This is a genomic window from uncultured Agitococcus sp. (assembly GCF_937920075.1).
Taxonomy (GTDB): domain Bacteria; phylum Pseudomonadota; class Gammaproteobacteria; order Pseudomonadales; family Moraxellaceae; genus Agitococcus.
Genome location: NZ_CALETI010000317.1, coordinates 1 through 21,116 on the forward strand (window position 1 = coordinate 1; position 21,116 = coordinate 21,116).

Consider the following 21,116-nt stretch of genomic DNA (forward strand, 5'->3'; position numbering starts at 1 on the left):
GGATGATGAAGACTACATAAGTTTGACGGATATGGTGCAGGGATTTGATGGGCAAGAGCAACTTATTAAAAATTGGCTGCAAAATCAAAATACTATTGAGTTTTTGAGTGTTTGGGAGCGTCTAAATAATCCAAATTTTAATTTGGTGGAATTACACCAAATTAAAAGTGAAATAGGGCTTAATCGATTTGTGATGTCTGCTAAGAAGTGGGCAGAAAAAACTAATGCTATAGGAATAGTTGCTAGAGCTGGCCGTTACGGTGGCACATTTGCCCACAAGGATATTGCTTTTGAGTTTGGCTCATGGTTGAGTCCTGAGTTTAAGCTATATTTAATCAAGGAATTTCAACGACTTAAAGATGCCGAAGCTCAAAGTGGACAATTAGAATGGAATATTCGCCGCACCTTGGTTAAAGCTAATTATCGTATTCATACTGATGCGATTAAAGCTAATCTTATTCCTCCAGCTATTAGTAAAGCTCAAGAGGGGTTTGTTTATGCTAATGAAGCAGATTTATTAAACAAGGCTTTGTTTGGGATGACTGCTAAAGAATGGAGAGAGAAAAACTCTGATAAGACTGATGGCAATATTAGAGATTATGCAACTATTGAGCAATTAGTGGTAATGGCAAGTCTTGAAAGTCAAAATGCTTTGCTGATACAACAAGGCCATGATGCGTCAACACGCTTAAGTATATTAAATCAATTGGCGATTAGTCAGCTTCGCTCTTTACTAGGTAATGTTGCTGTTAAGAAATTAGAAAATCCTCCCTTACTAGATGATAAAAAATAGTATCGGCTAGATATTTTTAGAATGTCATGTTTAAAAAATGGCAAAAAATCGACATATTTTTAAAACGTGTCGAAAAAATGAATATTTTTCAACATGAGTTCTACATTTTTCATGGTCAACAAAAGAAAAGCCTATCTAAAAGAGATTTATGTGGATACAGTTAGCCTACTTGCTCAAATAGAACAGCTAAAAGAACAACTCGCAAAAGCCAATGATTTATTAAAAGAGGCTGAGTCTGCGTTAATTTTGCATCTTGGCTATTGCAAAGGCACTCAAATACCTAACCATGCTAGCCAAGTACATACACAAATTACCGATTATTTAGAGGGCCTACACCTATAAAATTTATCAAGTTTAATCCGTTTTTAGTTTTGTTTAAAAAGCACGGTTACCTTGTTACCTATTTTTTTGACCCCCTATCCTAAAAAAATAAAAAAACCTCATAGCACTAGATATAAAAATCATCAATTTTTAGTGTTTAAAGCTCATTTTGCTGATTTTTAATACAATTTTTGGCAATGATATAAGAACACTTTTTAAAAGTTTGGGGTCATGGGAAAGAGGTAACAAAGGTAACCAGTCAAATAAAATAGGCTTCTAAGCCTAGAGCCTCAAGGCTTACAGAGATTTTGACAAAAGGTAACTTTTTGGTAACTTTATGGTAACTTGGTTACCGTCACCAATGGTAACCAACACAAAAACAAAATCTATATAAAAACAATAAGTTATAAAAAATACTTTTTTGGAGTTACCTCATGGTTACCCTCTAGTTACCTCCCTGTAAGTTCTAAATCACACCCTAAAAGCCTAACTAAAAAGCTAAACACCACTTCTATTGTTAAGCTTATCCATAACCATGACCCCCAAAAAAGCATTTTTTATCATTCTCCGTTGTAATTCTGATTTATAACCCTTATCGAATAGAATTTTTTTTTGCCTCATACACAATAGCTTTACCGAGTGAAGCTAGGTGAATCTATACGGAACTGTACGGATTCTATCTAGCAAGCTTTAACCGTAAATGTGTGCAATGAAGGGGTTCGACAATGCAAGCACAACCGCAAAACGTACCAATTTTTAAAGCGGTACATAGCGCAAATTTAGGCGACCGTTTATTAAGACGTGTCGAAGTAGAGCATAAAACAGGTTTAAGCCGTTCGGCCATTTATGATGGTATCCGAAAAGGTACTTTTCCTGAACCTGTACCGTTGGGGGGTAAATCTGTTGCTTGGTTATGTAGTGAGATTGACGCGTGGATTGCTGATAAGGTTGCTAAACGCAATCAAAAATCAGCGTAATTTAACTTTTTAAAGTGAGTAATAAACATGGGTACTGTGACTATTAAAGCCAATAACCAAACTTTAACGCTATCGAGTGAAGATGCTCTTGCACTTGAAAAGGCATTAATTCAGGCCAAAAAAGCCCCTAATCAAGACATTCAACAAATGACTAATAGCGGCATTATGTTGGTAACGTTTATGCCCGATGCACGCGCTAACTTTAGCCGTTCTATCAAGCCTACAGATGCTATTTTGTCACCTGAACAAAAGCCTTTTTTTACTGCTAGTGAAGTCGTTCAAACAGACTGCTAAACCCTACGCTTAACCCCCAATTAAATAGCGCAAAAAAAGCACTAATCATGCTTATAGGGGAGTTTTGCGCCTAAAAAATGCTTTGAGGTCAAAATGAATTTATTAGTCGAAGTCAACGAAAATTATGGCAAGTATTATTTATCTATCAATGTGGCCGCACGTGATGCCTTAATAACAGCTATAAATTTGGCTGTTGGTGAATCGCCACGTCCCAAAGTTGGTCAACCGAGTGTTGTGGGAATGATTACCGCTAAATGTTTAGGCCAATGTGTAGAGATTAAGGCAGCTAATCAAAAAGTGATTGTTCGTACAGAAAATGTGCCTGCCTTGCTAGAAGCTTTAGCTAATGCAAACACCTCAAATTCAATTTTAAATGCGCCTCAAGTGATTGAGACTAGCACTGGCTGTATTGGGGTGATGTGTTTTGAGCCACCACAAGACGAGCCTTTAACCGAGTAGGGATATTGGCATTAAAAAGCCCGAATAATGCGCTAACACTATCGGGCTTATTTATTAAAAACTAATCGTCTTGTAGCAAAAGGAGCATAGCACAATGTGTATGCCAGTCAATCAGTTTTTAGGCAGCTTGGTGCAAGCTGTTCCAACCTTTACAAGCCAAAGCAATGTGCTTAGGTATCAAGGCCGCACCGCTACTGTAGGCGGTAATGGTACGCCTAGACAAGCCCAATTCTTGAGCGGCGGTGGTCAAAGACAGTTTGTTAGTCGTCATCCAATTCTTAAAGTCAACGGTGGGCATAATATCGCCGTGTTGTTCCAGTGCGAGGCGATACAAGGTACTGGCGGCTATCTCAATATCATTGCCCCATGTGACATCAAAACCCCATTCACCTACTTGCGCCTGTTTAAAGATACTGCTTTTTTTGAGCGGTTGCAGCACGACAAAACGCTGAATATACGCGCCCAAGTCAACAGTATTTTGTTTGCCATTGTGCCATGTAATTTGAATTTGATAGGCGGCCAAGACTTCTACAGCCGCAATTTGCATTTTGCTAGTCATCGTTTAGCCTCTCTCATTTTGTTGTTGCCACACTTGCTTGAGGTGGTCAATGTTTTGACTTGCCCAAGCCAATGCTGCTTTAAGGGCTTTTGCATTTGCACCTTTACCCAATATCTGCAAACCGTCAATTGTGACCAACGATTCACCGTCAGGCGTTTGTACATGAAAATGCGGCGGCGCATGGTCATCGGGGTAAATTTTGATTTTCCAGTTACTGGCATGGTGTACGGTAGTCATGCAAATAATACTAGCGAAAATTTTTCTCTATTACAATATATTTTATTTACCTACTTGACGACAGCCACAGACGCGGCCAATAATGACGCCACTGACCCACATGGTCAGGCAGGCTTGGTCGCCTGTTGTCAAAGGCGCACAACCGCGCTTTGCGGTTTTTTTGTGCGTGCCATACAGCGTTATCTTTTTGATGGACTGTATGGGGAGGCGTTCGCGCCTGCCAGCCCCTTTGACTGGTCGACCAACCCTGTACAGCCCGTCACCCGATGCTTGGTCGCTTTTGGTGATGGCTTATTCATCATCAAAGGAACGTCCACCATGACAACCGCCGCCCAAAATCCGTCTAGTGTTAGCCAAACACTGGCCGCCGTTATTTGTATTTTACAAAATCTTAATCCTGATACCTATACCCACACAAGCACGCTATTAGCGGCTTTTAAGGCACAAGGTATTAAGCGTGATTTACGTTCTATTCAACGTTATTTAGTGGCTTTAGCCGACTATTCGCTAGTCGAGCATGACAACCATCACCCTAAAGGCTGGAAACTACGCACCAACCCCAACAAATACGCGGTAGAAGCGATTTTAGCAATGGGGGTGCAAGCATGAGTCCACGTCAACCAACCGCGCGTAAAAGCACAAAAAATTATTCGCCTGCCATGCGTCAATACTTAGTGCAATTAACCGATTTAGCATGGCAAGCCCAACCTTTAGAGGGCGAGTATTGGCAAGTATTAACAGCCAAAGGCGAAACCTTGGCGATAGTTAACGATACTGTCACACAAGCAAACATTAACGCACAACAAGCGGCACAGTTAATGGCCGATGCCCCTTTGTTGCTCAAAGAGTTGTTATTAGCTCACCACTTATTGCGTGATACTGTGACGCGTTTATTTACCAATGAGAAAAAAGTCACTTTTGAGGATATTAAACCGACTAGCGAGCGGTACGACCAACGTTTGAGACTACTCGCCAAATACCGTGACTTGATAGAAAACAGAGAGGCCGACTATGCCCCTTTGTTAGCCAACAAGGAGCAAGGCCATGACTAAGACCGATTTTATTTGTACCGAAGAACAAATGCGTCAATTGAATATCATTGATGCCCATTTACACGTTTTAAGTGCGTTATCGAGTGCAATAACACGCAATGATTACCCCCTAGATTTAAGTGCCGACAAATTGGCAACTCTGCTTTGTACCTTGAGCAATGACTTAACAGAGGCTTTAAACAATATCAAGCTGCATACCCATAATCAAAAAAAGGAGCATAGCCATGACGACTAATAGCACCCTAATTAATAGTATTCGTCAAGTGGCTGCTTGTGCGCTTAACCATTCTGCTATGTTAGTGCCTGAATGGTTGCCCGATGGTAAACGTCATAAAAACGATTGGATAGCTAAAAACCCTGTACGTGGCGACCGTCATGCAGGCTCTTTTAGCGTGTCTTTAATATCGGGTAAATGGCATGATTTTGCCGATAATACCGCTAAGGGTGGTGATTTAGTTGGCTTATATGCCTACTTAAAAGGTTGCCCACAATTACAGGCCGCACAAGCGATTGATAGCCGTTTAGGTTTAGGGTTATTTGCTCAATCAGGTCAAGCCTATAAGGTTGATAAAGCTAAACAAGAAGCGAATTTACAAGCGGCTCAAGAGCGTAAACAAAAGGCTCAAGCAATGGAAGAGTACGACCGCCAAGCCGCCAAAGAACAAGCCAAATGGCTATGGCACAATGCTAAGTTAGCCAATCATCAACACCCCTATTTAGTAAAAAAGTTTGTCTTTGCACATGGTTTACGCCAAAACAAACAAGGGTCTTTATTAGTGCCTGTTTGCTATGAGGGCGAGTTAGTCAATTTACAGCAAATTAACGTACAGGGCGAAAAACGCTTTTTGGCAGGTGGGCAGGTAAAAGGCTGTTATTCGCCTATAGGTCGTATTGATACACGCAAACCGCTTTATATTTGTGAGGGGTGGGCAACAGGTGCAACCTTGCATCAACAAACCACTAGCGCGATTGCTTGCGCCTTAAATGCAGGCAATTTAAAAGAGGTTGCCTTAGCTTTTAGAGCGCGTTATGGCGATAGTTTAGAAATTATTATTGCTGGCGATGACGACCGCAAAAATCCTAATAACGCAGGCAGAAAAGCGGCCAATGATGCCGCCTTAGCAATAGGCGCATTAGCTATATTTCCCGAATGGCCAAGCCATGCACCTATTGAGTTAAGCGATTTTAATGACCTTGCTTTGTGGCAAATGCAACAAGGAGCAAGTGCATGAATCAATTGACACAACCAACAACCGACTTAAAGGCTCAAGCACAATTAGAGCCTCAAGAGCGGCCATATTATGCCATGTATCAACAAGAGGTGATTGTAGGTGGTAAGCCTTATAAATCAGGGGTATGGCTACACGGTATTAAACACAATAATCACCCAGATAGTGAAGGTGTTCCCTTTGATGAATGGTTATGTACACCTTTATCTGTTGAAGCCGAAACCATAAGCACCGATGACGGTAAAGTAGGGCGGTTATTGCGCTTTTATCATCATGGTAAATTTAATGAATGGGTTATGCCAATGGAGGCGATTGCAGGCAGCGGTGAGGAGGTTTTAAAGGTATTAATGGGTAAAGGCTTAACGGTTAATTTTCCTAAAAGAAAGACCATTATTAACTATATTGCTATGCAGCAAATGCACACGATTATAGAAACAACCTATAAAACAGGCTGGCACAAATCAGGTGCATTTGTATTACCTAATCAAGTGTTAGGCGGTAATAAGGTTCGTTATCAAGACTCAGGTAGAGCAGCTACTATTTTTTCTACTCAAGGCACATTAGAGGACTGGAAAAAGTCTGTTTCTTTATTGTGCGTGGGCAATCCTGTTTTAATTTTGTCAGTTTGTTGCGCTCTAGCAGGCACATTGTTGTTTAAGGTGAGTATCAAGGGCGGTGGTGTACATCTAGTCGGGGACTCATCTAGCGGTAAATCTTTAGCCCAAGAGGTTGCCGCTTCGGTATGGGGACACCCTGATAGTTTTGCCGCTTCATGGGATGTAACCAAAGGCGGTATCGAAATTGAGGCCGCTTCACGTAATGACACAGTATTAATTTTAGATGAAATTAAACGTGCCGACCCCTACAAAGTGCAAGAAATGGCCTATGCGATTGCTAATGGCATAGGCAAAAGCACCATGACCCGTGAGCGAGAAGGCCGCGCCAAATTAACATGGCGTGTGCTTGCCTTATCGAGCGGTGAGCGTTCGTTATCCGAACACGCGGCTATTGCTGGCAGCCCTGCCCATGCAGGGGCAGAGCTACGCATGGTCGATATAAATGCAGGCACTCGCACCTATAAGGCGTTTGATTATCTACACGGTTTAGCCGACGGTCAACAATTTCACAGTCAATTAACAAAATCATGCCGTCAACATTATGGTCATGCAGGGGCGGCAATGGTCGAACAGTTGTTAAAACAAACAGACGATAGTTTTTATCTAAATGCGTTTACCGATATGCGAAAAGGGTTTGACGCACAAAACCCACAGGCAGGCCGTGTGGCTGACCGTTTTGCGGTCATGGCGTTAGCTGGTGAGTTAGCAATCCGTTATGGCGTGTTATCGTGGCCTGTTGGTACGGCAAAAAATGCCTGTCAATTATTGTTTAATGAGTGGTTGGCAACCGTTGGTCATGGTAACAGCGAAGATAAGCAAATAGCCCAAGCCTTAGCCGATTTTATTGCTAAACATGGTGATAGCCGCTTTTCTAATATTGGCGATAAATTTGCTAGCATTGTTCACAATCGAGCAGGGTATTACCGTGTTGAAGATGGCAAAAAACTCTATCTTTTTAATAATGCGGCACTCAAAGAAGCGGCACAAGGGTATAGCTTAAAACGCATTATTCAAACCCTAGAGGTGATAGGCGCATTAGCCATGAAAGATAACGATAGGCCACAAAAAAGATTTCGTTTTCCTTTTGGTGGGGCTGACCGTTTTATCGTGATTGACCCCGAAAAACTGGAGTAAAAATCTAGTTATATTTTGTCATTTAAGCCAATAGATATATTTTTTTAGTAGGCGACTATCAAAAAAGATAATCATGCTTACAGGGGATTTTTGTGCCAAAAAAAGCATTTTTAGATTTTGTCCCATTTTTTTTATTGGGAACTGGTACATTTTTGGGAACTTTTTAAAATTTTTTGGGAACAGACGGCCTAGTATTATCAAGGCTTATAGCCATTTGTTCCCATGTTCCCAGTGTACCAGCTCCAAAACTAGAGAGAGAGAAAGAGGGGGGGTACACACACAGTAAAATTAGAGAGTTATTTTTGTCATTTAGGTCAATTAGTGTTTTTGCTTTTAGAGTAAGTGGAGGTGTCAAAAAAGCCAATAAAGCAAATATAATGGCCTATGTAGGTAGGCTAAAAATTAGACGGTTTTAATTTTTTAACGCAACAATAGGTATTAAACTATGAACGACACAATTAGCCATTTACCCGAAAATATACAGGACGCTATCAATAGCCACGTATCAGCAAAACAGATTTTTATTGAGAAAAAATCTGCCTATCAAGCGGTGCTTGCCAAAGTCGAAAAACACCGTAAAACAGCACAAGCCGCGCGTAGTGAAGCAGAGCAAGCAGGTGCATCATGGCGCGAATTATTACGTAAAAATGATGGCGCATTAACCAAAGAAATAAATGCTTTACGTCAAAAGGAAACGGATAGTAATGCCTTAGCAGAGGAGTTTGATAAGATTGCTGTAGAGGCGGAGGCGATTGTTAAACAACATGGCCAAGCCGCTTATGATGCCTTTGTGGAGCATAACAAGGCGCATAACTTAGCAATTAGCTTGTATGACGAAATGACAGCACAAACAGCCATAGCGGAGTTATTAGCCTTGCCACAAGCAAAAACCTTAGCGTGGCACTTAAGTCATATCAAGCAGCACAATCTAAATAAGGTTGTTGAGATGTATGGCAGAGATGCAACGGCTCAAGGCCAAAAAGATTACTTAAATACCGCAACACAACAAACAGCAAGCTTTTTACTTGGCTTGTTTGAGGGGGTAATTAAAGACTTGCCTGTCAGTGATGGCTATGATGATGTGCGTCAAGAGTTAATCTTAGAGCCGTTATCGCCTATCAATGGCAGTCAATTTAAGCCTAAAACAGCCACACAGTTGCATCTTGAACGCTTTAATAGCCAACAAGCAGGTTAATCCTAGTAACGACCTTTTAGACCGCCTTAGATGGCGGTTTTTTATACTATAAAAAATAAAAAATTGGTAAAGATAATTTTTTAAAGAAAAATAATTTTTATAAAAATTAATAAAAAGAAAAAAGATAAAAAAAAGCAGTTGTGACCCCGCCACGCCTGCCCACTAAATAGGTCGCTTTTAATGCAAGTGATGCAATTAGCCTAAGCCTTATAGCTGTAAGAGGGGGTAGGGCTTTATGGAGTGGTTAAGCTGATGCAAATTGACGCAAAATGATGCGTTTTGATGCAGGCTAAAGAGAGGCGTTTTTGCGCTAAAGGCAGCTTTTTAAGCTTTTCGGGTAAAAGCTTAAAAAATGATAGTCCTAGAATGGCATCATAAAGCCCTACAAAGCTTAATCTGTTAGACTTTAATTGCTTAAGATATTGATACAATCAATTTAGATGTAACGGTACTGATTAATTGAGTCTCTTAGTTGTTTGAATATAGCTTGTTATAGATATTTGTTCCTTAAAGTGTTCCCTAAATTAAATTTTATACTAAGGTAAATCTAGTATTATCAATGGTTATATAGATATTTTTAGTTTCTGTATTGGAAAATAATCATAACTTTTTGGCGAATGACCAATAATCTCCATATAACTCCAAAGCCTAGTTTTACCCTAAAGCTAGGCTTTTTTATTGGCTAAAATTTGCATTAAAAATCACGAAAATCGTTTGATTTTTGCACAATTTTATTGGATGATAAAATGTTATATTTATGATTTTAATAGAAAAATTAAAACATAAAGTGAGGGTAATTTAAATTTTAAAAAATATTTTTTGAGGTAAACATAAGTCAATTTAGTAGATAACTTCCAAAAAAGCAGAAGAGATTCTAATAAAAATATGCTTATTTTGTATTTTTTATTACTAATTATAGTGTAATTTTTATTACATTTTGAGGCGGAGTTGGTTTATATAAAAAAGAAGACTTTTTGATTAGTGAGTTTCAAATTCGTAAATGGGAAAACCTATATCAGACTTTTTATGAATATATTCAGGTAGATTGGTCATTCGCTTTAATTGTAGACATACGGTGTAAGGAGCTGAACGCTGAATCATATTGGCTGCCCATGCAGGTAATATGGTGTTGCTAACCTCAAAATAGCCTTGGATTTCCATGAGTGTTTTATCTTTGCCAATAGGTGTAATGCGAATACTCATATCCTCGGCACTCATACGACGTAAAGGTGGGCGCTCAGGTAAATAATCAGGTAACGCTGAAACCTTAATAGTAAGATAATTTTTATGAGCTGTTTGAGGTTCGATAACAGCATCTAAGATAATATCTAAATCAGGAAGTTCGTAGGGAATATCGTGAATAAGGTAAATTAAATAACGTGTTGGCGAAACTTTTTTAATAATTGAACGTCTTTAGCTTTCCAGTACCATTTATGATAATTAGGAAAGTCTAAAAGAACATTTGATAAAGTTGTTAGATTAGCATTGAGCATAATTTCGGCTTTAAACGAGCGAAAAGGTTTGTTTTCTTCACGTCTAATATAAGCTTTTATTTCGTGTCGTTTATCGTTATGAACTTGTATCCATTCCACCCCCAAAGTGGGTCGTAGCGATTTTAAATCTTCATCATCAGCGTTGGATAAATTTAAATAGCTTAATAACAATACGCCTAATATTGAACGTATTGTTACTACTGAGATAAGTGTATGCAAATAAGCGTTCATTAAGGAAGATTATTGGCGTTATAAATGGGGAATGGCAAAGGTGTTTTGCCTTTGGCATATTCTTCGCGTTGCGTCATACGTTGTAATGCTAATAACACAGCATATGGTGCATTACGTTGGACAAAATTAGCCGCCCATGCTGGCACTACCCCACCTGGATCAAAATATCCTTCTGTTGTCATTTCAACTTGGTTATCAGATAATGGCGTAAATTTGATAGTCATTTCTTCGGCGACCATGCGCACGAGTGGTGGTTTGGCAGGTAGGGCGTCAGGAATAGCTGTCACGCGTAAGGTCACATAAGGTTTATTTTTGCCCTGAGGTTCAATGATACCTTTAATTACAGTATCACGATCAGGTAAGCCATAGGGGGCATCGTGTACCATATAGACAACATATTCGGTTGGAGAGTTTTGACGAATCAGTTTGGATTCACGAGTTTTCCAAAACCAACGAGTATAATTTTCAAAATCTAACAAAACGCGAGCTAGTGATTCAACATTGGTATCTAAAGTCGCTTCAACTTTAAAGGAGCGATAGCGTTTGCCATCTTCCAAACGAGCATAGGTTTTAATTTTGCGCAAACGGTCGTTTTTGACTAATAACCATTCGTTACTTAATTTGCTGCGAAATTCGTCTAAATCATTAGGTTCGGCAGAAGCATGGGGAATTGGTAATAGTAAAAGACTGGCAAAAGCGCAGATTGTTAATTTTTTAAGCATTGTTGTTATCCTATGGCTTGACCATAGTGTGGCAAATTACTCTTGAGAAGTAATCGCTGTCAAGAGTATCTGCAATAAGCTAACGAATTGTAGGTAAAAAGGTTATTTATTGGTAATAGTTTATTTCATACACAGGAAATGGAATATCTATTTTGGCGTTATTTTGATTGTTTGCCAACATACGTTTTAAACCTACTAAAATAGTGTAGGGAGCTGTTCGTTGGATGAGATTATTTGCCCAATTAGGAAAATTACCACCTGGATCGACATAACCTTCAGCTATTAATTGTACGTTATTAGCACTGATAGGTTTTAATGTAATGAGCATATCTTCTGCTGGGATGCGTACTAAATCTTTTTTGATGGGTAAGTACTCAGGAACAGCTTCAATCAAAAATGCAAGCTGAGCTTTTTCTGGTGTTTGTGGTATGACTTTAATTCTGATTGCCGCATCACGATCTGGAAGTCCATAGGGCGAATTATGAACCATATAAATATAGTGTTCAGTCGGTGAGATAGTCTTAAGAAGTTTACTTTCTTTGGTTTCCCAATACCATTTTTTGTAATTATCAAAATCAGCAAGTAGTTGCACAATGTTTTTCATTGAACTATTTAGGGTACTTTCTACCTTAAATGATCTAAAACGATGACCATCTTCTTGTTTTGCATAAGTTTTTATATTATGCCGTTTATCATTTTTAATCAGTTGCCATTGATTCGTCAATTTGACTTGTAAATGTTCAAGGTCATCATCTTCGGCATAACTATAATTACCTGCAATACATGATATTAACATTACTACAAAGAGACTTCTTTTTAGCATAGTAGACTTTTTTAGCATAGTAGACTCTCAAATTGGAGGCAGCCCAACTGAGTATAGTTGGGCTGTAGGACTATTAAGGGAGATTGTCGTAATTATAGTAATTATAGACGGGAAATGGCAAGGGAGTTTTAGAGTTGATTACTTCAGGCTGTTGCAACATACGACGCATACCTAAGAGAGTTGCATAAGGCCCACTACGCTGTACAAAGTTAATTGCCCATGAGGCCATATTTCCACCTGGATCAACATAACCTTCACTAATAACATAAATTTTACCATCGGCTAATGGTGTAATTTTAACGTTCATTTCTTCGGCTAACATGCGTACAAACGGTGGGCGTTCTGGAATATAGTCTGGTACAGCACGAATGGTCATGGTTAATGAGCTTCGTCCTTTGGATTGTGGTTCAATTAACATGTGTAAGGCAACATCACGATCAGGTACGCCATAAGGTGAGTCATGAGTGACATAAAAGTAATATTCTGTTGGAGAAACTTTTTTGAGTAATTTGGAGTCAATAGCGTGCCATGTCCATTTTTTCAAATTGTCAAAGTCTGTCATCATTCTAACAAATGATTCCATGCTGGCATCAAAAACAGCTTCAGCTTTAAAGGAGCGAAAACGTTTGCCGTCTTCTTGTTTGGCATAAGTTTTAAAACCATGACGTTGATCGTTTTTGACAAATACCCAGTCTTTACCAATTTTAGTTTGCAATTCGTCTAAATCTTCGTTAGCAGCCAAGGCAATAGGGCTGCTTAAAGCGCAGATAAGGGACAGGATCAGCGTTTTAGTGGTGTGACGCATAATAAATTCCTCTTGTTATTGTCTGACTTATAAGCTTTAGCGTAGGCTTTACACTAATATATTATTGTCATTTTAGATGCTGATCAGGATTGATTCTTGATAATTAATGAATCACTTTTGGGACAGACCCTAATAACATCACATGTTATATAAATCTTAGTTATCGATTATATTTTATCCAGTACACCTGTTTTATATTTTTGTCAATCAGTAGAGGATAATTGGATAATCTAGGCAGATAGAAGGAAAAAGGGCGAAAATTTTCGCCCTTAATTGATAGATAGAAGATGAATTGTTTTTATGTGTTAGCGACCAACTAAAGAGCGTGCAATTACCTCTTTCATAATTTCGTTTGTACCGCCATAAATCCGTTGAATACGCGCATCAACGTAGGCTCGTGCAGCAGGATATTCCATCATATAGCCATAACCACCAAATAATTGTAAACAAGCATCGGCAACACGACATTGCATATCGGTGGTGGATAATTTTGCGACAGCAGCCGTGGAAGCATCAAGTTTTCCAACCATATATTGATCAATACATTGATTAATAAAAGCACGATTAACGGCAATATCGGTATGGCAAGTCGCTAAGGTAAAACGAGTGTTTTGAAGCTTACTGATTGGATTACCAAAGGCTTTACGCTCTTGAGTATAAGTAATGGTTGCTTCTAATAAACCTTCAGAAGCAGCAACCGCACACACCGCTAAATTTAAACGCTCGCGTGGCAACTCGTTCATTAAATAGGCAAAACCTTTACCTTCTTCACCCAATAAGCTGTCTAAGGGTAATTTGACATTATCAAAAAATAACTCAGACGTATCTTGAGAGTGTAAGCCCATTTTTTCTAGGTTACGACCACGCGCACAACCTGCCAAATTCATATCCACTAAAAATAAGCTAACGCCTTTTGCACCACCATTAGGGTCAGTTTTAGCCGCTAAAATGACTAAGTCGGCATGTTGGCCATTGGTAATAAAGGTTTTAGAACCGTTTAATACATAATGATCGCCATTGCGAATAGCCGTGGTACGAATTGCTTGTAAGTCAGAACCTGCACCTGGTTCGGTCATGCCAATCGCACCAATCACTTCACCACTGATCATTTTGGGTAACCATTGTTGGCGTTGTGCTTCATTGCCAATATGTTGCACATATGGTGCAGCAATGTCGGAGTGAACGGATAAACCAGTGGCTAAAGAGGCAAAGTTTGCACGAGAGGCTTCTTCTAAAACCACCATAGAATATAAATAAGAGACACCAACACCACCGTATTCTTCGGGTTGGTCAACACATAACAAGCCATTAGCTCCCATGTTGAACCACACGTCACGTGGAATAATGCCGTCTTTTTCCCATTGTTCATAATTAGGTTTAATTTCTTTGTCTAAGAAACGTTTGACCATGTCACGGAATTGTTCAAGTTCAGTATTAAGTTCAGTCATGGGGTTAGCCTCTGAGGTTGGGAGTAAAAGTTATTTCCATGCAACAAATAATGCTGCACTACCAATTTGTTGAATTTGATAACGTGAAAAATTTTGTTGTAAGGCCGTTTCTAGCCGTGTGAGATCATCATATTGATTGCCAAAAATACCTTTATGTTGATAAAGCTTCATTAAGGCTTTTGCGGGTAAATTTTGTTGTATGTCTTTGGCCAATAGGGTAGAACCAAACAACACACCATTTGGCTGTAGAAATTTGGCCAAATTAACAAAGGCTTGCTCTTTATCGGCTTCGGCAGGCAAACAGTGCCAAACATAATTAAATGCAATGGAGTCAAATAACGGTAAGTTGGGTTGTTGACCCGCTAAAATATCGTTAATCACACCTGCAGGTTGAAAGCGTTGCAGTTTTTTCGAGACAATTTCTAGCGTATTCGGATTTAAATCCATGAGCACAAGACGTGGTTTCAATTGTGTAAATTGTACACGTTGCAAAAAGAAGCCTGTACCTACACCCACTTCTAAATGATTGTTGCTGGTATAACGTTGATATAACGCAACTAAATGTGTGGTTGGACAACGCCACAAATAATGATTAGAAAAACCATGCACCCAGAAATCATAAACTTTGAGTATGGTCTTAGTGTAAATTGCCGCGCCTGTTTGCGTATCGTTGCTTGTTTTCACAAAGTTGCTCAATTATCTTAAAAATATTTTCTGTACAATTGTATTGTAAATAATTTAATTAGTATATTTGCTTTTTTGACAAAAGTATTTAGGGGCTGAGCCTTTTGTTACAAAGACAAAGATAGGACAAAAGCTGCCAAAAATTTACCGAAATGCCCAAAAAAATGGCCAGACCTGTCAATGGTTTGTGGTTAAAAATGATTAGAATAAAAACACTAAATATGATGATGTGCTATGCACTCTCCATAACCACCGTTTGAGGTCATAATTTATGCCAGCTTATAAAGCTCCTTTGCGCGATATGCGCTTTTTGATGAATGAAGTGTTTGATTTTCCTGCACATTATACAACGTTAAGTAATGGTGCAGATGCAACTCCCGATATGGTTGATGCGATTGTTGGTGAGTGCGCACGTTTGTGTGAAGAAGTTTTAGCACCAATCAATTTATCAGGTGATTTAGAAGGCTGTCATTTTGACAATTCCGAAGTAACCACACCAAAAGGCTTTAAAGAAGCCTACGATCAATATGTTGCGGGTGGTTGGCAAGGTTTATCGCATCCTGCTGAATACGGTGGTCAAGGTTTGCCAATGTCTTTGGGTTTGATTAAATCAGAGATGATGGGGACAGCAAACTGGTCATTCACTATGTATCCTGGTTTGAGCTTGGGCTGTATGAATACCATTATGCAATATGGGGATGAAGCGCAAAAGAACTTGTATATGCCACCATTGGTTGAAGGTCGTTGGTCTGGCACTATGTGTTTAACCGAGCCACAATGTGGTACAGACTTAGGCCAAGTCAAAACTAAAGCAGAACCACAAGCCGACGGTACTTATAAATTAACAGGTACTAAAATCTTTATTTCTGCGGGTGAACATGATTTAACTGAAAATATCGTTCATATCGTTTTAGCACGTTTACCCAATGCACCAAAAGGTACTAAAGGTATTTCTTTGTTTATCGTGCCAAAGTTTATTCCAGATGCTCAAGGCAATGTTGGTGAACGTAATGCCGTTAGTTGCGGTTCTATTGAACACAAAATGGGGATTCGTGCTTCTGCAACCTGTGTGATGAACTTTGATAATGCAACAGGTTATTTAATCGGTTTACCAAACAAAGGTTTGGAAGCGATGTTTACCTTCATGAACACTGCACGTATTGGTACAGCGGTTCAAGGTGTTGCCCATGCAGAATTATCTTACCAAGGCGCATTAGCTTACTCTAAAGAGCGTCGTTCAATGCGTGCTTTGTCTGGTAAAAAAGAACCAGATCAAATTGCTGATGCCTTAATTTATCATGCTGATGTACGCCGTATGTTGTTAACCCAAAAAGCGATTGCTGAGGGTGGCCGTGCGATGATTTATTTTGCTAGCCAATATGCCGACCACATGACTAACGGCATTATCGAAAACGATAAAGCAAAATATGAACATTGGGATGACAAATTAGGTTTCTTCACCCCAATTCTCAAAGGTTTCTTAACGGAATTAGGTTTAGAAAGCGCCAACATTGGTATGCAAGTGTTTGGTGGTCATGGTTATATTAAAGAACATGGCATGGAACAAATTGCACGTGATGCGCGTATTGCGACATTGTACGAAGGTACAACAGGTATTCAAGCATTAGACTTATTAGGTCGTAAAGTGTTGTTGCAAAGCCGTGGTAAAGCAGTACGTGACTTTACTGCCGATGTTCTTAAGTTCTGTGGTCGTCATGCACGCGACAAAAACTTACGTCGTTACGTTTGGGACTTAACCAAGTTATGCGCTCAGTGGAACTACTTAACCACACGCATCATGTTAATGGCTCGCAAAGATCGTGACATCGTTAGTGCTGCTTGTAACGATTTCTTGATGTATTCTGGTTATGTAACAATGGCCTATTTTTGGGCGTTACAAGCTGCTGTATCTTATGAAAAATTAGAAACAGGTGGCGCAGAACAACCTGAGTTTTATCAAGCTAAAATTCAAACGGCTGAATTTTATTTTGAGCGTTTATTGCCACGTGCTGCAGCTTATGCAGGTAGCATGTTGTCACCGTCTAAGTCCTTAATGCAATTAGATAAAGACGCTTTTATGTTTAACTAATCTTTAAGCGAAGAAAAAGGGGGAGTGTAATACTCCCCTTTTTTATGGCATTAAATCCATTTGTAGCCATTCATTTGTTCACAAAAATCTTCTTCCTCTTGACATCTTTCCCTCACTCTATCATTCTATTAACACTACCCACATTGGTAGTCGGTATTGGCGTACTGTTGCTTATCAAGAGAAAACTCACCGCATTAATGCGGTTTTTTTGCTTGTCCGTTATGACGGATTAGGTAGAGGAGCTGCAAAGCTCACCAGTTTACCTTGAGACTGGTACGCCAACTTTACCTAATCTGTCGCCCTCAAATTGGCGTTTGGTGGTGATAGAAATAAACAATTTTATTTCAAGGTGTATCATCATGTTCCAAAATTTACCGTGGCTAAAATTTAGCCATGACAGCTATTTGTGCAGTGAATTTAAAGCCAAAGCAAGCGCACAAGTTAAAGCCGCTTATCTTGATTTATTATGTTTTGCCATGAAACAACAACCTGCCTTGTCATTGCCTAATGACGACAATATTTTGGCAACGTGGGCAAGTGTCAGCATTGAACTATGGCAGCAAATCAAAGACCTCGTGTTATCGCAATTTAGTTTTAATCGGCAAGATAATCGTTATTACAGCAATATGTTGGTAGAGCTTTATCAACCAAGCAATAACGACAGTCCTATTCAACCAACAAATACCAAAAAACAGGCGATGACTAATGCCGAACGTGTGGCCAAATATCGGGCAAAACAAAAGTTACTTGCCCAACAAGCGGTAACGGCTAGTAACGAAACCAGTAACGAAACCAGTAACGAAACCAGTAACGAAACCAGTAACGAAAATAGCCAGTCTGTAACGAGTTGTAACGTAGTAATAATAGATAAAAAAGAAAATTTAGAGAATAAACAAGAAGATATAAAAATAGTAACGCCTAAAGTAACGGTTAAAAACGTGACTTCGTTACAAAGCAACACGGCTAAACATACGCCCTTAGCAACACCGTTATGGGATGTATTGGCCTTTAAAAAACAACAGCATGACCAAGCCGCTCAATTGCTAACAGAGCGAACCATTGGCGAACAAGCATTGGCACAAATCAAAAAAACCTTGGGCATCAGGCAACCACAAACAATGGTGATGGCGATTTAATTAACAACATCCCTGTTTTGTTAATCATGGTTGACTGTCGGTTGTGATAGCTGCTTCATTTTCAACTTGTGGTGGATAATGTAACCATTGAGCCAACACATCAGCCGCATCTTCTAAACCTGTTTTTTGTAAGGCTGAAAATAATTGTACAGTCGCCACAATATTCTTGTCTTTTAATTGTTTTTTCATGGCTTGTAGTGCAGCAAGGGCAGGGCTACGGTTTAATTTATCTGATTTAGTTAATAAAATATGCACATTCAGTTGGCGACGTTGCGCCCAGTTTAATAACATTTCATCGTATTTTTGCAGTGGGTGGCGTACATCCATTAACACAATTAAGCCTTGTAAACTTTCACGCTTAATCAAATAGTTTTCTAGTTCTTTTTGCCATGCTTCTTTCATCGCCAAAGGCACAGCCGCATAACCATAACCAGGTAAGTCAACTAAACGGCGTTCTTCATCCAAACTAAAATAATTGAGTAATTGTGTTCGCCCCGGTGTTTTTGAGGCACGAGCTAATTGTCGTTGATTGGTGAGGGCATTAATTGCACTGGATTTACCTGCATTAGATCGACCCGCAAAAGCGACTTCATAGCCAATATTGGGAGGACAAGCCGATAAACGAGGCGCACTGGTCATAAATTTGGCTTGGCGCAATAAAGTCAGCATTGGATGAGTCATAACAAAGGTCTATCACAAGTAAAAAGTCAGCTATTATACAACGTCCAATCAAGTCCTAAAAAAGTCAAATGAGGGTTTTTTGCTTTTATCTACAAAATGAACAATAATTAATCATAAATGGCATCTAAGCCAAATTTTGTAAAAAATCGTCTTTTTGGTGTATTTTTGTACAATTTTTAATGCCAACTATAAGGCTCATATTGTCTAAGGGTATTACAGTTTGTTACAGATAACGATATAATCGCGCAACGGTTAGAACCGTGGGAGAACGTCATGAAGAAGCTTGCCCAAATTGTGGCCTTCTTTAGTGTTTTGATAGTGATGCCAACATATGCGGGCGACATAGAGACTAAGTATGCTCAGTCGTGTGCAACCTGTCATGGAGCAGGAGTTTTAGGCGCGCCTAAAAAAGGTGATAAGGCGGCTTGGGAGCCACGTTTAAAGCAAAACACAGAGATACTGTTATCCCGCGTTCGAAATGGCTACAAAAATATGCCAGCCAAAGGTTTGTGTAACGATTGTAGTGATGATGACTACATCGCCCTGATTAAATTCATGTCTCAATAACAGGGCTGACGTATTGCACTGCAATTAGCGCGTTTTGTAAATTTTTCATTTACAAATAAGCGATAACCACGTCAGTCCTCAATAAGCTATTGGAAGCTATTATGAAGAAGTCTTTTGTTGCTTTAGTTGCTCTTTTGTCTGTTGGTAGTGCTTTTGCAGGTAGTATGCCCAAAGGTGATGCAACTGCAGGCCAAGCCTTGGCTGCTCAATGTGCAGCTTGTCATGGTGCTGATGGTAATAGTGCTGCGCCTACATTTCCCAAATTAGCAGGTCAAAATGCTAAATACATCTATAAGCAATTACAAGATTTTAAAGCAGGTCGTCGTAACAATGCCTTAATGATGCCAATGGCCGCTGACAAAACTGACCAGCAAATGGCCGATTTAGCAGCTTATTTTTCTCAGCAAAAATCGGGTGTTAATTTAGCCGACCCAGCCTTAGTGGCTAAAGGTGAGCGTTTGTACCGTGGTGGTAATCCTGCAACAGGTCTTGCTCCTTGTGCGGGTTGTCATGGTCCAGCAGGTAAAGGTAATGCTTTAGCAGCCTTCCCCAAATTAGGTGGTCAACATGCTGATTATGTCAAAGCACAATTAATAGCTTTCCGTGCAGCAGGTCGTGACGATAACACTGATCAAAAACGTGTTAATGATGCAGCTAAAGCTGGTGAGCAAGGCATTATGCAAATGGTTGCAGCTAAGCTGTCTGATAAAGAAATTGATGCATTAGCAAACTATATTTCTGGTTTGCACTAATCTATACATAGTAAAAAGTGCCTCGCAAATGCGGGGCATTTTTTTAATTCAACAAAAATACACAGTTTCACTGCTAGTCATAACAAAATTTTGTTTTATGCTAGTAGAGTTAAATAATAAATTTTGAGGACATCATGTTAAAAACTTTAACAGCCATTGCGATGTTGGCACTAATGCCCGTTGTTAGTTTTGCAACTAATTTTGTCGAAGGTAAAGATTATAAAATTCTAGCTAATCCAACCCTAAATCCAGCAGGCAAACAAATCGAAGTACGTGAGTTCTTTTGGTATGGTTGTCCGCATTGTTTTCGTTTAGACCCACACATTGAAGCATGGCTAAAAACTAAACCTGCAGATGTTGTATTTGTTCGTACTCCAGCAGCCTTAAATCCTGTATGGGAAGGTAATGCCCGTGGTTATTATGCTGTTGAAATGATGGGTTTAGTCGAAAAGACACATGTACCCTTATTTAATACCATTCATGAGCGTCAAGCCCGTATTTTTGATGAGGCAAGTTTAACCGCTTTTTATAAAAATTATGGCGTTGATCCTGCTAAGTTTAAAGGTTTATACAACTCATTTGCTGTCAATGGCAAGGTGTCACAAGGTAAAGCCTTAGCACAAAAATATCAAATTGAAGGCGTACCTGCGGTTGTTGTTAATGGTAAGTATTTAATTTCTGGTGAAACAGCCAAAGTGCTGCAAGTGACAGATTTTTTGATTGCCAAAGAGCGTACGGCTATTAAAAAATAATGCTTGGTAAATTAGGGTCTGTTGACGTTTTGCGTGTGAGCCGCGTTGCTGATAAAAATTGACTCA

25 protein-coding genes and 1 pseudogene are annotated in these 21,116 nt (G+C 39.3%); 16 read left to right on the top strand and 10 right to left on the bottom strand.

Annotated features, from left to right (window positions below; all coding sequences use genetic code 11):
• The 5 genes from Q0212_RS10950 to Q0212_RS10970 all read left to right on the top strand — a co-directional run.
• Positions 1-793 (top strand): KilA-N domain-containing protein (locus tag Q0212_RS10950; RefSeq protein ID WP_297925389.1); only part of this gene is annotated, 793 nt, incomplete at its 5' end.
• A gap of 150 nt (positions 794-943) precedes the next feature.
• Positions 944-1,135 carry a hypothetical protein gene (locus Q0212_RS10955; protein ID WP_297925391.1) on the top strand — a complete coding sequence of 64 codons (192 nt, stop codon included), beginning with the start codon at positions 944-946 and terminating at the stop codon, positions 1,133-1,135.
• Positions 1,136-1,839: 704 nt separating this feature from the next.
• A complete protein-coding gene (locus tag Q0212_RS10960) occupies positions 1,840-2,091 on the top strand; it encodes an AlpA family transcriptional regulator (RefSeq protein ID WP_297925392.1) in 252 nt (83 codons plus the stop codon).
• Positions 2,092-2,118: 27 nt separating this feature from the next.
• Complete coding sequence (locus Q0212_RS10965) at positions 2,119-2,385, top strand: hypothetical protein (RefSeq protein WP_297925394.1); 267 nt, start codon at positions 2,119-2,121, stop codon at positions 2,383-2,385.
• Between the two features lie 93 nt (positions 2,386-2,478).
• Complete coding sequence (locus Q0212_RS10970; protein WP_297925396.1) at positions 2,479-2,844, top strand: hypothetical protein; 366 nt, start codon at positions 2,479-2,481, stop codon at positions 2,842-2,844.
• 118 nt (positions 2,845-2,962) lie between these two features.
• Here the strand turns inward: Q0212_RS10970 and Q0212_RS10975 are convergent, their stop codons facing one another.
• Both Q0212_RS10975 and Q0212_RS10980 read right to left on the bottom strand, forming a co-directional pair.
• Positions 2,963-3,403 (bottom strand): DUF2442 domain-containing protein, encoded by a 441-nt coding sequence (locus tag Q0212_RS10975; RefSeq protein ID WP_297925398.1) that lies wholly within the window; start codon positions 3,401-3,403, stop codon positions 2,963-2,965.
• A gap of 3 nt (positions 3,404-3,406) precedes the next feature.
• Positions 3,407-3,640, bottom strand: coding sequence for a DUF4160 domain-containing protein (locus tag Q0212_RS10980; RefSeq protein ID WP_297925400.1), 234 nt, complete (start codon positions 3,638-3,640; stop codon positions 3,407-3,409).
• Here Q0212_RS10980 and Q0212_RS10985 point away from each other — a divergent pair.
• From Q0212_RS10985 to Q0212_RS11010, 6 genes are all read left to right on the top strand, one after another.
• Positions 3,623-4,249, top strand: a complete 627-nt coding sequence (locus tag Q0212_RS10985) for a hypothetical protein (RefSeq protein ID WP_297925402.1) — start codon at positions 3,623-3,625, stop codon at positions 4,247-4,249. The two genes, Q0212_RS10980 and Q0212_RS10985, sit on opposite strands and share 18 nt — an antisense overlap.
• On the top strand, positions 4,246-4,692 hold the full coding sequence (locus Q0212_RS10990; protein ID WP_297925404.1) for a hypothetical protein: 447 nt from the start codon (positions 4,246-4,248) through the stop codon (positions 4,690-4,692). The genes Q0212_RS10985 and Q0212_RS10990 overlap by 4 nt, the downstream gene beginning before the upstream one ends.
• The gene (locus Q0212_RS10995) at positions 4,685-4,927 is read left to right on the top strand and encodes a hypothetical protein (protein WP_297925405.1); all 243 of its coding nucleotides are present in this window, start codon (positions 4,685-4,687) and stop codon (positions 4,925-4,927) included. Before Q0212_RS10990 ends, Q0212_RS10995 begins: the two co-directional genes overlap by 8 nt.
• Positions 4,917-5,924, top strand: coding sequence for a toprim domain-containing protein (locus Q0212_RS11000; RefSeq protein ID WP_297925407.1), 1,008 nt, complete (start codon positions 4,917-4,919; stop codon positions 5,922-5,924). The genes Q0212_RS10995 and Q0212_RS11000 overlap by 11 nt, the downstream gene beginning before the upstream one ends.
• Positions 5,921-7,672 (top strand): DUF927 domain-containing protein, encoded by a 1,752-nt coding sequence (locus tag Q0212_RS11005; RefSeq protein WP_297925408.1) that lies wholly within the window; start codon positions 5,921-5,923, stop codon positions 7,670-7,672. Before Q0212_RS11000 ends, Q0212_RS11005 begins: the two co-directional genes overlap by 4 nt.
• A gap of 445 nt (positions 7,673-8,117) precedes the next feature.
• On the top strand, positions 8,118-8,867 hold the full coding sequence (locus Q0212_RS11010; protein WP_297925410.1) for a hypothetical protein: 750 nt from the start codon (positions 8,118-8,120) through the stop codon (positions 8,865-8,867).
• 978 nt (positions 8,868-9,845) lie between these two features.
• Here Q0212_RS11010 and Q0212_RS11015 read toward each other — a convergent pair.
• The 7 genes from Q0212_RS11015 to Q0212_RS11045 all read right to left on the bottom strand — a co-directional run bounded on the left by Q0212_RS11015 (position 9,846) and on the right by Q0212_RS11045 (position 15,073).
• A complete protein-coding gene (locus Q0212_RS11015) occupies positions 9,846-10,070 on the bottom strand; it encodes a hypothetical protein (RefSeq protein WP_297925412.1) in 225 nt (74 codons plus the stop codon).
• A 167-nt stretch (positions 10,071-10,237) separates the two neighbouring features.
• Positions 10,238-10,579 (bottom strand): hypothetical protein, encoded by a 342-nt coding sequence (locus Q0212_RS11020; protein WP_297925414.1) that lies wholly within the window; start codon positions 10,577-10,579, stop codon positions 10,238-10,240.
• Between the two features lie 11 nt (positions 10,580-10,590).
• Positions 10,591-11,313: a hypothetical protein gene (locus Q0212_RS11025; RefSeq protein WP_297925416.1), complete on the bottom strand. Its 723-nt coding sequence runs from the start codon at positions 11,311-11,313 to the stop codon at positions 10,591-10,593.
• Positions 11,314-11,419: 106 nt separating this feature from the next.
• Positions 11,420-12,109, bottom strand: coding sequence for a hypothetical protein (locus Q0212_RS11030; RefSeq protein WP_297925417.1), 690 nt, complete (start codon positions 12,107-12,109; stop codon positions 11,420-11,422).
• A gap of 100 nt (positions 12,110-12,209) precedes the next feature.
• Complete coding sequence (locus tag Q0212_RS11035) at positions 12,210-12,941, bottom strand: START domain-containing protein (protein WP_297925419.1); 732 nt, start codon at positions 12,939-12,941, stop codon at positions 12,210-12,212.
• Positions 12,942-13,246: 305 nt separating this feature from the next.
• A complete protein-coding gene (locus Q0212_RS11040; protein ID WP_297925420.1) occupies positions 13,247-14,389 on the bottom strand; it encodes an acyl-CoA dehydrogenase family protein in 1,143 nt (380 codons plus the stop codon).
• 30 nt (positions 14,390-14,419) lie between these two features.
• Positions 14,420-15,073 carry a methyltransferase gene (locus Q0212_RS11045; RefSeq protein WP_297925423.1) on the bottom strand — a complete coding sequence of 218 codons (654 nt, stop codon included), beginning with the start codon at positions 15,071-15,073 and terminating at the stop codon, positions 14,420-14,422.
• A 271-nt stretch (positions 15,074-15,344) separates the two neighbouring features.
• Between Q0212_RS11045 and Q0212_RS11050 the strand changes: the two genes are divergently transcribed.
• A complete protein-coding gene (locus Q0212_RS11050; RefSeq protein ID WP_297925425.1) occupies positions 15,345-17,162 on the top strand; it encodes an acyl-CoA dehydrogenase C-terminal domain-containing protein in 1,818 nt (605 codons plus the stop codon).
• A 359-nt stretch (positions 17,163-17,521) separates the two neighbouring features.
• Complete coding sequence (locus Q0212_RS11055; RefSeq protein WP_297925427.1) at positions 17,522-18,298, top strand: DUF1376 domain-containing protein; 777 nt, start codon at positions 17,522-17,524, stop codon at positions 18,296-18,298.
• 75 nt (positions 18,299-18,373) lie between these two features.
• Here Q0212_RS11055 and yihA read toward each other — a convergent pair.
• Positions 18,374-18,955 (bottom strand): annotated as a pseudogene (yihA, locus tag Q0212_RS11060) (ribosome biogenesis GTP-binding protein YihA/YsxC); the annotation flags it as partial.
• A gap of 297 nt (positions 18,956-19,252) precedes the next feature.
• Here yihA and Q0212_RS11065 point away from each other — a divergent pair.
• The 3 genes from Q0212_RS11065 (at position 19,253) to Q0212_RS11075 (ending at position 21,050) form a co-directional block, all read left to right on the top strand.
• The gene (locus Q0212_RS11065) at positions 19,253-19,546 is read left to right on the top strand and encodes a c-type cytochrome (RefSeq protein WP_297925429.1); all 294 of its coding nucleotides are present in this window, start codon (positions 19,253-19,255) and stop codon (positions 19,544-19,546) included.
• Positions 19,547-19,647: 101 nt separating this feature from the next.
• Complete coding sequence (locus Q0212_RS11070) at positions 19,648-20,298, top strand: c-type cytochrome (RefSeq protein ID WP_297925430.1); 651 nt, start codon at positions 19,648-19,650, stop codon at positions 20,296-20,298.
• Between the two features lie 134 nt (positions 20,299-20,432).
• Entirely contained in the window at positions 20,433-21,050 is a 618-nt protein-coding gene (locus tag Q0212_RS11075) for a thiol:disulfide interchange protein DsbA/DsbL (RefSeq protein ID WP_297925432.1), read from the top strand.
• The last annotated feature ends 66 nt before the right edge of the window (positions 21,051-21,116 follow it).

Bases quoted from the DNA above. Each gene is read 5' to 3' on its own strand.
- Q0212_RS10980 (WP_297925400.1), bottom strand. From the start codon at position 3,640: ATGACTACCGTACACCATGCCAGTAACTGGAAAATCAAAATTTACCCC.
- Q0212_RS11050 (WP_297925425.1), top strand. From the start codon at position 15,345: ATGCCAGCTTATAAAGCTCCTTTGCGCGATATGCGCTTTTTGATGAAT.
- Q0212_RS10975 (WP_297925398.1), bottom strand. From the start codon at position 3,403: ATGACTAGCAAAATGCAAATTGCGGCTGTAGAAGTCTTGGCCGCCTAT.
- Q0212_RS10970 (WP_297925396.1), top strand. From the start codon at position 2,479: ATGAATTTATTAGTCGAAGTCAACGAAAATTATGGCAAGTATTATTTA.
- Q0212_RS11040 (WP_297925420.1), bottom strand. From the start codon at position 14,389: ATGACTGAACTTAATACTGAACTTGAACAATTCCGTGACATGGTCAAA.
- Q0212_RS11030 (WP_297925417.1), bottom strand. From the start codon at position 12,109: ATGTTAATATCATGTATTGCAGGTAATTATAGTTATGCCGAAGATGAT.
- Q0212_RS10995 (WP_297925405.1), top strand. From the start codon at position 4,685: ATGACTAAGACCGATTTTATTTGTACCGAAGAACAAATGCGTCAATTG.
- Q0212_RS11055 (WP_297925427.1), top strand. From the start codon at position 17,522: ATGTTCCAAAATTTACCGTGGCTAAAATTTAGCCATGACAGCTATTTG.
- Q0212_RS10990 (WP_297925404.1), top strand. From the start codon at position 4,246: ATGAGTCCACGTCAACCAACCGCGCGTAAAAGCACAAAAAATTATTCG.
- Q0212_RS11065 (WP_297925429.1), top strand. From the start codon at position 19,253: ATGAAGAAGCTTGCCCAAATTGTGGCCTTCTTTAGTGTTTTGATAGTG.
- Q0212_RS11075 (WP_297925432.1), top strand. From the start codon at position 20,433: ATGTTAAAAACTTTAACAGCCATTGCGATGTTGGCACTAATGCCCGTT.
- Q0212_RS11005 (WP_297925408.1), top strand. From the start codon at position 5,921: ATGAATCAATTGACACAACCAACAACCGACTTAAAGGCTCAAGCACAA.
- Q0212_RS11000 (WP_297925407.1), top strand. From the start codon at position 4,917: ATGACGACTAATAGCACCCTAATTAATAGTATTCGTCAAGTGGCTGCT.
- Q0212_RS10985 (WP_297925402.1), top strand. From the start codon at position 3,623: ATGGTGTACGGTAGTCATGCAAATAATACTAGCGAAAATTTTTCTCTA.
- Q0212_RS10960 (WP_297925392.1), top strand. From the start codon at position 1,840: ATGCAAGCACAACCGCAAAACGTACCAATTTTTAAAGCGGTACATAGC.
- Q0212_RS11070 (WP_297925430.1), top strand. From the start codon at position 19,648: ATGAAGAAGTCTTTTGTTGCTTTAGTTGCTCTTTTGTCTGTTGGTAGT.
- Q0212_RS11025 (WP_297925416.1), bottom strand. From the start codon at position 11,313: ATGCTTAAAAAATTAACAATCTGCGCTTTTGCCAGTCTTTTACTATTA.
- Q0212_RS11015 (WP_297925412.1), bottom strand. From the start codon at position 10,070: ATGAGTATTCGCATTACACCTATTGGCAAAGATAAAACACTCATGGAA.
- Q0212_RS10965 (WP_297925394.1), top strand. From the start codon at position 2,119: ATGGGTACTGTGACTATTAAAGCCAATAACCAAACTTTAACGCTATCG.
- Q0212_RS11035 (WP_297925419.1), bottom strand. From the start codon at position 12,941: ATGCGTCACACCACTAAAACGCTGATCCTGTCCCTTATCTGCGCTTTA.
- Q0212_RS11010 (WP_297925410.1), top strand. From the start codon at position 8,118: ATGAACGACACAATTAGCCATTTACCCGAAAATATACAGGACGCTATC.